The sequence below is a fragment of the Pseudonocardia sp. Ae331_Ps2 genome (assembly GCF_001932405.1).
Taxonomy (GTDB): domain Bacteria; phylum Actinomycetota; class Actinomycetes; order Mycobacteriales; family Pseudonocardiaceae; genus Pseudonocardia.
This window is the reverse complement of the sequence record NZ_MCIM01000001.1, coordinates 5,575,054-5,587,713: the sequence shown is the minus strand read 5'-3', so window position 1 is coordinate 5,587,713 and position 12,660 is coordinate 5,575,054. Positions and strand designations below refer to the sequence as shown.

9 protein-coding genes and 1 rRNA gene are annotated in these 12,660 nt (G+C 76.0%); all 10 read left to right on the top strand.

Going from position 1 to position 12,660, the window contains the following annotated elements:
- Positions 1-67: 67 nt before the first annotated feature.
- A 5S ribosomal RNA gene (gene rrf / locus Ae331Ps2_RS26105) occupies positions 68-184 on the top strand.
- Between the two features lie 158 nt (positions 185-342).
- On the top strand, positions 343-3,342 hold the full coding sequence (locus tag Ae331Ps2_RS32235; RefSeq protein WP_075305863.1) for a hypothetical protein: 3,000 nt from the start codon (positions 343-345) through the stop codon (positions 3,340-3,342).
- On the top strand, positions 3,339-4,346 hold the full coding sequence (locus tag Ae331Ps2_RS26095) for an HAD-IIA family hydrolase (protein ID WP_075305864.1): 1,008 nt from the start codon (positions 3,339-3,341) through the stop codon (positions 4,344-4,346). Before Ae331Ps2_RS32235 ends, Ae331Ps2_RS26095 begins: the two co-directional genes overlap by 4 nt.
- A 70-nt stretch (positions 4,347-4,416) precedes the next feature.
- Positions 4,417-4,623 carry a hypothetical protein gene (locus Ae331Ps2_RS26090; RefSeq protein ID WP_020622954.1) on the top strand — a complete coding sequence of 69 codons (207 nt, stop codon included), beginning with the start codon at positions 4,417-4,419 and terminating at the stop codon, positions 4,621-4,623.
- A gap of 2 nt (positions 4,624-4,625) precedes the next feature.
- Positions 4,626-5,459, top strand: a complete 834-nt coding sequence (locus Ae331Ps2_RS26085; protein ID WP_020622953.1) for a TlyA family RNA methyltransferase — start codon at positions 4,626-4,628, stop codon at positions 5,457-5,459.
- Positions 5,456-6,382 carry an NAD kinase gene (locus tag Ae331Ps2_RS26080; RefSeq protein ID WP_075305866.1) on the top strand — a complete coding sequence of 309 codons (927 nt, stop codon included), beginning with the start codon at positions 5,456-5,458 and terminating at the stop codon, positions 6,380-6,382. Before Ae331Ps2_RS26085 ends, Ae331Ps2_RS26080 begins: the two co-directional genes overlap by 4 nt.
- Positions 6,383-6,472: 90 nt before the next feature.
- Positions 6,473-8,461 (top strand): DNA repair protein RecN, encoded by a 1,989-nt coding sequence (recN, locus tag Ae331Ps2_RS26075; protein ID WP_083696021.1) that lies wholly within the window; start codon positions 6,473-6,475, stop codon positions 8,459-8,461.
- 262 nt (positions 8,462-8,723) lie between these two features.
- Complete coding sequence (gene steA, locus Ae331Ps2_RS26070; RefSeq protein WP_075305867.1) at positions 8,724-9,911, top strand: putative cytokinetic ring protein SteA; 1,188 nt, start codon at positions 8,724-8,726, stop codon at positions 9,909-9,911.
- Positions 9,908-10,831 carry a copper transporter gene (locus tag Ae331Ps2_RS26065; RefSeq protein ID WP_075305869.1) on the top strand — a complete coding sequence of 308 codons (924 nt, stop codon included), beginning with the start codon at positions 9,908-9,910 and terminating at the stop codon, positions 10,829-10,831. Before steA ends, Ae331Ps2_RS26065 begins: the two co-directional genes overlap by 4 nt.
- Positions 10,832-10,853: 22 nt before the next feature.
- Positions 10,854-12,632: a CTP synthase gene (locus Ae331Ps2_RS26060; RefSeq protein WP_075305871.1), complete on the top strand. Its 1,779-nt coding sequence runs from the start codon at positions 10,854-10,856 to the stop codon at positions 12,630-12,632.
- The last annotated feature ends 28 nt before the right edge of the window (positions 12,633-12,660 follow it).

Below are 12,660 nucleotides of genomic sequence, written 5' to 3'. Positions count from 1 at the left end.
CAACCCTGTGCGGGTTGTGTGTTCGTAGGTCCCCCCATGTTTGTGTGGGGGTTTGTTGAATAGTGTTGTCGGTGGTCATTGCGGTAGGGGAACGCCCGGTCCCATTCCGAACCCGGTAGCGAAGCCTTCCAGCGCCGATGGTACTGCACTCGCCAGGGTGTGGGAGAGTAGGTCGCCGCCGACATTCAACCTCTGAAAGGGGAGTCCGCAACGGTGTAGAAACCGCTGTGGGCTCCCCTTTTTTCGTATGTCTGCAACCGTGTCCGCCTCGCTGCGCGGAGCGGTTCGCCCAGTGCGGTCGCTGACCGCGGAAGTGACGGTGTTCGTTTGTACCCTGACCACGTGACGGACGGGGAACGTCCCGGCAACGGCCGGGCAGGCGAGGGGCGCGGCTCGCGCAGCGGGTCGGGATGGTCGCGCGGCGATGACCAGCGGGGACGGCGCCGTGACGGCGACGACCGCCCGCGTCGCGACGACCGGGCCGGCCGCAGCAGCGGCGACCGTGTGCGGGACGACCGAGGGCGTCCGGGCGACCGTCGTACCGAGGGACGCTCCTGGTCCGACCGGGGCGGACGCGACACCGATCGGGGCGGACGTGACACCGGCCGGCGTGACGGCGGCTTCCGCGGCGACAACCGGGACCGGCCGCGGCGCGACGACGACCGTCGTCCCGCCCGCGACGACGATCGTCGGTCCGGTGGCGGCGACCGCCGTGACTCGTTCCGGGGTGGACGCGACGACCGCGCCGGTCGTCCGGGCTCCGGCCGCGACGACCGTGGTGGCCGCTCGTTCTCGGGCGGCGACGACCGTGGCAGCCGCTCGTTCCGCGGCGACCGCGGGGGACGACCCACGGGTGACCGCGACGATCGTGGTGGCCGCTCCTACCAGGGACGTGACGACCGACGGCCCGCCCGCGACCGCGACGACCGTGGCGGCCGCCCGTACCGCGACGACCGAGGTGGTCGCCCGGCCGGGGACCGTGACGACCGTGGTGGCCGCTCCTTCGGCGGGCGGGACGACCGCGGTACGCGCTCCTTCCGGGACCGCGACGACCGGGGGCCCCGTCCGCAGCGCGACGACGACCGAGGCGGCCGTTCGTTCCGCGACCGCGAGGACCGGCCCACCCGTCCGTCCCGCGACCGTGACGATCGTGCCGGCCGCTCCTTCGGCGGTCGCGACGACCGTGCCCCCCGTGGCCGTGACGACCGCGGCGGGGACCGGCGCAGCACCTTCCGCGACCGCGATGAGCGTGGCGGCCGTCCCGCAGGCGGCCGTGACGACCGTGGCCCCTACCGGGAGCGTGACGACCGCGCCCCTCGCGGTCGTGACGACCGCGGCGAGGGCCGGCGCAGCACTTTCCGCGACCGCGACGACCGCGGGCCCCGGGAGGAGCGGCCGTACCGCGCCCGCGAGGAACGACCGTCGCAGGGCCGCCAGGTCGAGGGGTCCACGGCCCTGGAGCCCCAGGACGTCGTGCAGACCGACCCGGCTCCGTCGTCGGCCCCGGCCGGTGACACCTCTGTCGTGACCCCGTCGTCGGCCGGTACACCGGTCCACGACGGTCGCGAGCCTGCCTCGCCGACCGGCGCCACCTCCGACGCCGTCACCTCCGACGCCACCGCAGCGGGTACCGGCACCCCGGGACCGGACACCTCGTCCGCAGCGGCGGACGGCGCCCCGGCCGGCCGCGACGAGCGCATCGACGACGTGGGCGGCACGGGCACCGTCGCACCCGACAGCCCCCGGACCGACAGCGACCGGGCCGACAGTGACCGGGCGACTGACACCCGCGGGACCGACTCCCGCGATGCGGGGGCCGACGCCGTCGACCGTGCCGGGACCGACCCGGTCGCAGCGGGCACGACAGGCGTCGCCGACGGGCCCCGCGCGGACCGTGCGGAGCGTCCCGCAGGGCGCGATGAGCGTCGTCCGCTCCGTGACCGTGACCGTGACGACCGTGGCCCGCGCCGGGAACGCGACGACCGCGGGCCGCGTGGCGGCCGGGACGACCGTGGACCGCGGGCCGGCCGGGACGACCGCAGGCGCGACGACCGGGGTCGGAACGACCGCGGCCGCAACGAGCGCGGCCGTGATGACCGTGGCCGCGACGACCGTCCGCGCCGGGCGATCCCGGAGTCGGCCGAGCGGACCTTCGTCGCCGAGCCGGACCTGCCGGACTCGGTGTCGGCCGCCGAGCTCGACCCGAGTGTGCGCCGGGACCTGCGCGGGCTCCAGAAGGAGACCGCCGAGGTCGTGGCGCGGCACCTCGTCGCAGCGGGTCTGCTCGTCGACGAGGACCCCGTGCAGGCCCTCGAGCACGTGCGCTACGCACGCCGCCGGGCATCGCGGATCGCCGTCGTCCGCGAGGCCGCCGGCATCGTCGCCTACCACGCGGGGGAGTGGAACGAGGCCCTCGGCGAGTTCCGCGCGGCCCGCCGGATGGGCGGCGGACCGGGACACGTGCACGTCATGGCCGACATCGAGCGCGCCCTCGGACGTCCCGAGCGAGCCCTCGACCTGGCCCGCAGCCCCGAGGCCCGCGACCTCGGCCACGAGGAGCGCATCGAGCTGCTCATCGTCGCCGCGGGGGCCCGGCGCGACCTCGGTGAGGCCGACGCCGCCGTCGTCGGGCTCCAGGTCCCCGAGCTCGACGCGGCGCGCCGCGACCCGTGGAGCGCCAGGCTGTTCTACGCCTACGCCGACAACCTGCTCGCCGCCGGCCGTGAGTCCGAGGCCGTGCAGTGGTTCGTGCACGCCCACGACGCCGACGCGCACCGGGAGACCGACGCGGCCGCGCGGATCGCCGAGCTGACCGGCGACGAGCTCGAGGGCGCCGACGACGAGCTCACCGTCGGCTGGGAGGACGTGCCCCCGGCCGCCGACGACCACCGCACCGAGACCGGCACTGACGCAGGCGGTGCCACGAGCACCGCACGCGCCGATGCCGCGTCCGCCGACAGCTCCGACAGCGCCGAGACCGAGGCCCCGGTGGTCGACGGAACCGACGAGGACGGGACCGACGAGAACGGGACCGTCGGGGCTGGGACCGTCGGGGACGGCACCCGCGAGGAGCGGACCGGCCAGGACGGGACGGACGACGTCCGCGGGGACGCCGAGGCCGACACCGTCGCCGGTCAGGTGACGGCCGGTGGGACCACGTCGGGCGCAGTGGACGGGGACGGCCCGTCCGACCCCGAGAGCCCGGCGGGCGCCGGCAGCGCGGCCCCGGAGGTCGGGACCGGACGGGACGACACCGCGCCGGACCCGACCGCACCCGTCACCGACCAGGACACGGTTCGGGACCAGGACCAGCGCCGGGACCCCGGGGCCGGCGACCGGTGACCGACGACCTGCTGTCCCGCCACGACGTCCTCCTGGCCGATCTCGACGGCACCCTGTACCGGGGCCCCGAGGTCGTCCCGGGGGCCGTCGAGGCGGTGCTCGGGGCGGCCGACCGCGGCGTGCCCACGGTCTACGTCACCAACAACGCCTCCCGCAGCCCCGCCGACGTCGCCGCGCACCTCGCCGAGCTCGGGTTCCCGGCGCGCGTCGAGGACGTCCGCACCAGCTCGCAGGCCGCGGCCGCGATGCTGGCCGAGCAGCTCCCGCCGGGCGCGCGGGTCCTGGTCGTCGGCACCTCGGCGCTGGCCGACGAGGTTCGCGCCCGCGGACTCGCCGTCGTCGACGCCGCCGACGGCGCGGACGCCGTCGTCCAGGGGCACTCGCCCGACACCGGATGGCGGATCCTGGCCGAGGCGGTCGTCGCCGTCCGGGCCGGGGCGCTGTGGATCGCCTCCAACGTCGACCCCACCCTGCCCACCGAGCGGGGTGCACTGCCGGGCAACGGCTCGATGGTGCAGGTCGTGCGGACGGCGACCGGCGCGCAGCCGCAGGTGGCGGGCAAGCCCGCCGCCCGGCTGCTCCGCGAGGGGGCCGGTGACGCGCGGGCCCCGCTCGTCATCGGGGACCGGCTCGACACCGACATCGAGGGCGCCAACGCCATGGGAGCCCCGTCGCTGATGGTCCTGACCGGGGTCAGCGGCGCCGCGGACCTGCTCGCCGCCGCCGCGGAGCTGCGCCCCACCCACATCGGGGCCGACCTCGCCGCGCTCACCCGTGCACCGGACGAGCTGCCCCCCGGTCCGCGACCCGGGTGGCACATCGCCGTCGACGGCGGCACGCTCGTGCTCTCCGGCGACGGGGACGGTCCCGAACCCGCGGTGGACGCGCTGCGTGCGCTCTGCGCGGTGGCCTGGGAGCACGGCGTCCAGGACGTCCGCCCCGACGGTGCGGCCGCCGCCGCGGCGCTGGCCGACCTCGGTCTGGCGGAGCCGCCAGGGCGGTGACGCCGCGTCCCCGCCGCTGTCGGGACCGTCGGCTACCGTGGCGTCAGAACCCCGTCCCCGGAGACCATCCATGAGCGTTCCCGCACCCGGACCCCGTCCGGGCGACCCGCGGCCCGAGCAGGACCGCCCGGTCGCGGCCCTGCGTGCCGAGGTCGACGCGGCCGTCGCGGCGCTCGACGCGCTGGACGACCGTCCGGTCGCCGAGCACCCGGCCGCGTTCGAGCGGGTGCACGCCGCGCTCGGCCGCGCGCTGAGCGCCGGCTCGGAACGGGAGTGACGATGGGACCCACCCGTTCCCGGCTCGACGCCGAGCTCGTCCGCCGCAAGCTCGCCCGCTCCCGCGGCCAGGCCGCCGAGCTGATCGCCGCCGGCCGGGTCGTCGTCAACGGCATGCCGGCGGCGAAGCCCGCCACCGTGGTGGACCGGGACGCACCCGTCCTCGTCCGCCCGGACGACGCCGGCGAGCCCGACTGGGCCTCCCGCGGCGCCAAGAAGCTGCTCGGGGCCCTCGACGCGTTCACCGGCGTCGATCCGGCCGGGCGCCGCTGCCTCGACGCCGGCGCCTCCACCGGCGGCTTCACCGACGTGCTGCTCACCCGCGGGGCGGCGGAGGTCGTCGCCGTCGACGTCGGGTACGGCCAGCTGGTGTGGCGTCTCCAGTCCGACGAGCGCGTCCACGTGCACGACCGCACCAACGTCCGGGCCCTCGAACCGGCGCAGATCGGCGGACCGGTCGACCTGACCGTCGCCGACCTGTCGTTCATCTCGCTGCGCACCGTGCTGCCGGCACTCGCCGCCTGCACCGCGCCCGGAGGTGACCTGCTGCCCATGGTGAAACCCCAGTTCGAGGTCGGGAAGGACCGGCTCGGGTCCGGCGGGGTCGTGCGCGACCCGGGTCTGCGCACCGAAGCGCTGCACGGGGTCGCGACCGCCGCCGCGGCGGCCGGGCTGCAGGTCCTCGGCGCGACCGCGAGCCCGCTGCCCGGCCCGTCGGGCAACGTCGAGTACTTCCTGCACCTGCGCCGGCCCGCCGACGGGCCGGCCGGCGTCGCCCCCGCGCAGCCCGAGCTCGCACCGATGCTGGCGGCCGCGGTCGCGGACGGCCCCGCATGAGGGACGTCCTGCTGGTCCTGCACACCGGGCGGCCCACCAACCGCAAGACCGCGCTGCACGTGATGAGCGAGCTCGGGCGGCTCGGCCTGCGCACCCGGGTGCTCGCCGACGAGTGGGCCGAGCTCGCCGCGGACCCCGACGTCCCCGCGGGCTACGAGCCCGTCCCGGTCCCCGGGAGCCCCGAGTGCGCCCGCGGTGCCGAGGCGGTCCTGGTCCTCGGCGGCGACGGCACCCTGCTGCGCGCCGCCGACCTCGCCCGCCACGCCGGCGTGCCGCTGCTGGGCGTCAACCTCGGCCACGTCGGCTTCCTCGCCGAGGCCGAGGAGGACACCCTGCCCGAGGCGCTGCAGAAGCTCGCCGACGGCGACTACGAGGTGGAGGAACGCACCACCCTCGAGGCCGTCGTCACCGCCGCCGGGCAGGTCCTCGGCCGGGCCTGGGCGCTGAACGAGGCCGTCGTCGAGAAGACCACCCGCGGCCGCATCCTCGAGGTCGTCCTCGAGGTGGACGGCCGCCCGGTGTCCTCCTTCGGCTGCGACGGGGTGCTCTGCTCGACCCCGACCGGCTCCACCGCCTACGCCTTCTCCGCGGGCGGCCCGCTGATCTGGCCGCAGGTGCAGGCACTGCTGGTGGTCCCCAGCAACGCACACGCCCTGTTCGCCCGGCCGATGGTGATCGCGCCGGAGAGCACCGTCGCCATCGAGGTGTCCGCCGACGGCCCGTCCGCCGTGCTGGACTGCGACGGTCGCCGCACCGTCGCCGTGCCGCCCGGGGCCCGGGTGGAGCTGCGCCGCGCGTCGGAGCCGGTGCGCATGGTGCGCCTGGCCGCGCAGCCCTTCGCCGACCGGCTCGTCCGCAAGTTCGACCTGCCCGTCCGGGGCTGGCGCGGGGCCCGGAACCCACCACCGGATTCGAACGCCTGATCGACCGTTCGGCGCACGGGAACATCCGTTCGGTGTCGGCTGCGTGTCGGGGCTCGAACGCTGTCGGTGTTCGAACGTATGGTCCCACGCATGTTGTCCGAGATGCGGATCCAGGGCCTCGGCGTGATCGACGACGCGACCTTGGAGCTCGACCCGGGCCTGACCGTGCTGACCGGCGAGACCGGCGCCGGGAAGACCATGGTCGTGACCGGGCTGAACCTCCTCGGCGGTGGCCGTGCGGAGTCCTCGCGGGTGTCGGCCGGGGCGAAGCGGGCCGTCGTCGAAGGCCGGTTCGCGGCTTCGCCGGGTGCCCTGGAGCTGGCCGAGGAGGTGGGCGCCGAGGCCGACGAGGACGGGTCGCTGATCGCCGCCCGCACCGTGTCGGCCGACGGGCGCTCCCGTGCCCACCTGGGCGGGCGGTCGGTGCCGAACGGGGTGCTGGGCAGGCTCGCCGAGACCCAGCTCGCCGTGCACGGGCAGAACGACCAGCTGCGGCTGCTGCGCGGCTCCGACCAGCGTGCCCTGCTCGACCGCTTCGCCGGGGATCCGGTCGCGGTCCCGCTGGCCGCCTACCGGGCGGTCCGCACCGAGTGGCTCCAGGTGGTCACCGAGCTCGCGGAGCGGCGGGACAACGCGCGCCGGCTCGCGCAGGAGGCGGACCTGCTGCGGCACGGGCTCGCCGAGATCGAGGCCGTCGACCCACAGCCCGGGGAGGACCGCGAGCTCGTCGGACAGGCCCGCCGGATGGCCGAGGCAGACGACCTGCGGGCCACCGCGGAGAGCGCACATCTCGCGCTGTCCGGGACGGACGACGGCGAGGCCCCCGGTGCCGTCGGGCTCGCCGGGCAGGCCAAGGGGCTCGTCGAGGGCAGTGGCGACCCCGCGCTCGAGGAGCTCGGGCCGCGTCTGACCGAGGCCGTCGCGGTGCTCGCCGACGTCGCGGCCGAGCTGTCCGGCTACCTCGACCGGCTCGACGCCGACCCCGAGCTGCTGTCCCGCGTCCTGACCCGGCAGGCGGAGCTCAAGGCGCTCACCCGCAAGTACGCCGCGGACACCGACGGCGTGCTCGCCTGGGCGGCCACCGCCCGCGAACGGCTGTCCGGGCTCGACACCTCCGACGAGGCGCTGGCCGAGCTGTCGGCCCGCCGTGACGCACTCGCCGGTGAGCTGGCCGGGCACGCCGCCGCGGTCACCGCGGCGCGTACCGCCGCTGCGTCCCGGCTGGCCGAGGCCACCACGGCCGAGCTCGCCGGTCTCGCCATGAAGGACGCGACGCTGCAGGTCGGTGTGCAGCCGCGGCCCGCCGCCGACACCGGGCCGGTGCTCGAGGTCGGCGGGCGGCGCTGTCAGGCCGGGTCGAGCGGTGTCGACGAGGTCGAGATCCGGCTCGTCCCGCACGCCGGCGCGGTGGCCCAGCCCCTGCACAAGGGGGCCTCCGGCGGTGAGCTGTCCCGCGTCATGCTGGCCCTGGAGGTCGCGCTCGCCGGAGCCGACCCGGTGCCGACCATGGTGTTCGACGAGGTCGATGCCGGCGTCGGCGGCCGGGCCGCGGTGGAGATCGGCCGCCGGCTCGCGCAGCTCGCCTCGCGGCACCAGGTCATCGTCGTGACGCACCTGCCGCAGGTCGCGGCGTACGCCGACCGGCACCTCGTGGTGCAGAAGGCGTCGGGGGCGGGGGTCACCCGCTCCAGCGTGCGGCGGCTCACCGACGAGGAGCGCACCGGGGAGCTGGCACGGATGCTGGCCGGAATGGACGACACCGACACCGGCCGCGCGCACGCCGAGGAGCTGCTCAGCGCCGCGACCGCGCACCGCGAGGCCGACCGCGCGGCGGCACGCCCCGCGGATCTCGCCGAGGCCCGGTCGCGGCGCGCGCAGTCCCGGCGCGGCCGGCCCCCGCGGGACGCGGAGACCGAGCTCTCCACTGCGCAGGCGGAGGGGACGGTTCCCGGTCCGCGCGGCAGCGATTCCTGCGGCACCGATTCCTGCGGCACCGACACCCGGGGAACCGGCTCGGACGGCGCGGCGACCCGTCCTGCGGCGTCGCCGCGGCGTCGCCGGGTCGCCCGGGCCGGCTGAGCGGCCGGGCGAACGATCGGGCCGAGCTGATCGGCAGGGCCGGACGGTCGAGCAGACCGACCGGGCCGGACGGCCAGGGTGAGCTGCCGGGCCGGGTCGCCAGTGTGAGCCGGCGGGCGGTGTGTGGTCGCTGTGGGTGAGCAGGCTGCTGCTCCGATTGCCGTCGACCGGCGGCGCGGGGAATGCTCCGGGCCAGTGACGTCACAGTCTCACGCGGCGTGCCTCCGTGGTCACGGGCGCCCCACCTGTCACAGTGCGCGACATGAAGCTGTCCGGCCTGCTGCACCGTTCCCGACCGGAGCTGCCGGGCCTGACCGGCCCGGCACGCGCCGACCGCCGCATCGAGTCGCTCCTCCGGCGCCTGCGGCCCGGCGACATCGCCGTGATCGACCAGGTCGACCTGGACCGGGCGACCGCGGATGCGCTCGTCGCCGCCCGGGTCGCCGCCGTCGTCAACGCCGCGCCGTCGATCTCCGGCCGGTTCCCGAACCTCGGCCCGCAGGTGCTCGTCGAGGCGGGTGTCCCGCTCGTCGACGACTGTGGTCCCGACACCCTCCGCGCCGTCAAGGACGGCATCCGGGTGCGGCTGCACGACGGCGTCCTCTACTCCGGCGAGCAGCCGCTGTGCGAGGGCCGCGAGCAGACCGAGGACACCGTCGCCGACGCCCTGGACGAGGCCAAGCAGGGCCTGACCCACCAGCTCGAGGCGTTCGCCGCGAACACCATCGAGTTCATGCGTCGGGAGCGTTCGCTGCTGCTCGACGGGCACGGCGTCCCCGAGGTCGACGTCGCCCTCGACGGACGGCCGGTGCTCGTCGTCGCCGCCGGGTTCGAGCACCTCGCCGTGCTCAAGCAGCTCAAGGCCTACATCAAGGAGTACCGACCGGTGCTCATCGGCGTCGGGGCCGGGGCGGACGCGCTGCTCAACGCGCGCCATCGCCCCGACCTCATCGTCGCCGACCCCTCCGAGGTGTCGAACCAGGCGCTGACCAGCGGTGCCGACGTCGTCGTCCCGGCCTTCCCCGACGGGCACGCCCCGGGTCTGCACCGCGTGCAGGACCTGGGCGCCAGCGCCGTCACCTTCCCGTCGATGGCCAACCCCGAGGACCTGGCGCTGCTGCTGGCCCACCACCGCGGCGCCTCGATGATCGTCACGGTCGGGCTGTCCGCGTCGATGGGGGAGTTCCTCGACCGCGGACGCTCCGGCAGCAACGCCTCCACCTTCCTGACCCGGCTCCAGGCCGGGGGCAGTGTCGTCGACGGCGCGATGATCGCGCAGATGTACCGGAGCCGGACCTCGTTCGCGCCGCTGCTGCTGCTCGTCGCGGCCGCCGTGGTCGCGGTCGTCGTCGCGGTGCTCGTGTCCGGCGGCGGTCCGGCGGTGCTGGAGTGGCTGCGCGGGGTGCTGGAGAGCGTGCGGGCCCTGGTCGCCGGATGGTTCCCGGCGTGATCTCGCGGCGCCACCACCGCATCGCCCTGGTCGCGGTGTTCGTGCTGGCCCTCGCGGCCGGGTTCGCCCTCGCCGTCGTCGGGCTGCCGCAGCGCATCGCCGACGTCGCGGCCTCGGGGGCGGACACGGGAGAGATCGCCCGGCTGAGCGCCGAACGCGACGCCCTGGCCGCGCAGCTGCACGCCAGCGACGAGTTCGCCGGCCGCGTCGGACCGGACCTGGTGCGCGGGAAGCTCACCGGGGTGCCGGTGACCGTCGTCTCGCTCGGTGCCGACCCGGCCGACACGCGCGCGGTCGCCGAGCTCGTCGTCACCGCGGGGGGCAGCGTCGCGGGGGAGGTCGTGCTCACCCCGGCCGTCACCGACCCGGCCCGCGCCGATCAGCTGCGCGACCTGTCCGCGCGGCTGCTGCCGTCGGGGGCGCAGCTCCCCACCGCCACCGACGCCGGTGCGCTCGCCGGGGGCCTGCTCGGCTCCGCGCTGCTGACACCGCCCGACGGCCCCGCACCCGCCCCGGACGCGGCCGGCACGGTCCTCGCCGGGCTCGCCGGCGGCGGCTTCGCCGAGGCCCCGCAGGGCAGCCCCGCGGCCGGGAGACTCGCCGTCGTCGTGACCGGGGCGGCGTACTCCGGGGTGGACGCCGACGCCTCGGCAGGCACCGCCGCGGCACTGGCCGCCGAGCTCGACCGTCGGGGTGCGGGAGCCGTGCTGGCCGGGCGGGACGCCGCGGAGGGCTCGGCCGTCGCCGCCGCCCGGGCGGCCGGGGCCGGGCCGGGGGGCCGGCTCGCCACCGTCGACGGCGTCGGCACCGGGGCCGGGCGGGTCGCGACCGTGCTCGCACTCGCCGAACGACAGGCAGGAGGCACCGGCCGCTACGGTTCCGGGGCCGGAACGGCGGGGCCGGTTCCCGCCGCCCCTTGACCGATCGGTAGGCTGAAGCTCCGTGCAGACTCGCGCCACCCGTCATCTCTTCGTCACCGGTGGGGTCGCGTCCTCGCTGGGTAAGGGCCTGACCGCCTCCAGTCTCGGTCAGTTGCTCACCGCGCGCGGGCTTCGCGTCACCATGCAGAAGCTCGATCCGTACCTCAACGTCGATCCCGGGACGATGAACCCGTTCCAGCACGGCGAGGTGTTCGTCACCGAGGACGGCGCCGAGACCGACCTCGACGTCGGCCACTACGAGCGGTTCCTGGACCGCGACCTCGCCGGGCGGGCCAACGTGACCACCGGCCAGGTCTACTCCGAGGTCATCGCCAAGGAGCGCCGCGGCGAGTACCTCGGCGACACCGTCCAGGTCATCCCGCACATCACCAACGAGATCAAGGACCGCGTCCTCGCGATGGCCGAGCCCGACGCCGAGGGCGTGGCCCCCGACGTGGTCATCACCGAGGTCGGCGGCACCATCGGCGACATCGAGTCGCTGCCGTTCGTCGAGGCCGCCCGGCAGGTCCGCCACGAGGTCGGCCGGGACAACTGCTTCTTCCTGCACGTGTCGCTGGTGCCGTACCTGGCGCCGTCGGGCGAGCTGAAGACCAAGCCGACCCAGCACTCCGTCGCGGCGCTGCGCAACATCGGCATCCAGCCCGACGCGGTGGTCCTGCGTGCCGACCGGGACATCCCCGAGGGCATGAAGCGCAAGATCTCGCTGATGTGCGACATCGAGCTCGACGGCGTCGCCGCGTGCCCGGACGCCCCGTCGATCTACGACATCCCGAAGGTGCTGCACGGTGAGGGCCTCGACGCCTACGTCGTGCGCCGGCTCGGGCTGCCCTTCCGCGACGTGGACTGGACCGTGTGGGGCGACCTGCTCGACCGCGTCCACCACCCGCGGGAGACCGCGACGATCGCGCTGGTCGGCAAGTACGTGGACCTGCCCGACGCCTACCTCTCGGTCACCGAGGCGCTGCGGGCCGGGGGCTTCGCCCACCATGCCAAGGTCGCCGTCCGCTGGGTGCCCTCGGACTCGTGCGAGACCCCGGCCGGCGCGGCCGAGGCGCTCGACGGCGTCGACGGGGTGCTCATCCCCGGCGGCTTCGGCATCCGCGGCATCGAGGGCAAGCTCGGCGCGATCACCCACGCCCGCACCCGGCGCATCCCCACCCTGGGCCTGTGCCTGGGCCTGCAGTGCATGGTCATCGAGACCGCGCGCACCGTCGCCGGCCTGGAGGGTGCCAGCTCGACCGAGTTCGACCCGGAGACCGCGCACCCGGTCATCTCGACGATGGCGACCCAGCGCGACGTCGTCGCGGGCGAGCGGGACATGGGCGGCACCATGCGCCTGGGCGCCTACCCGGCGGTGTTGCAGCCCGGCTCGGTCGCGGCGAAGGCCTACGGGACGCGCGAGATCTCCGAGCGGCACCGGCACCGCTTCGAGGTCAACAACGCCTACCGGCAGCAGCTCACCGAGGCGGGCCTGGTGTTCGGGACCTCCCCGGACGGCACGTTGGTGGAGTTCGTGGAGCTGCCGTCGTCGCAGCACCCGTTCTTCGTCGGGACCCAGGCGCACCCGGAGCTCAAGAGCCGCCCGACCCGGCCGCACCCGCTGTTCGCGGCGTTCGTGAAGGCGGCGCTGCGCTACCGGGCCGAGGACCGGCTGCCGGTGCACCTGCCCGGCCGGGACAACGCCGACGCCGACGACGCCGAGACGGCCGAGGGCGACGACGTCGCCGTCGGCGCGGGCGGCAACGGCGTGGCCCCGGCCGAGAGCACCCCCGTCCGCTGACCCCGACCGGACCGGGCCGCCGTCGGTG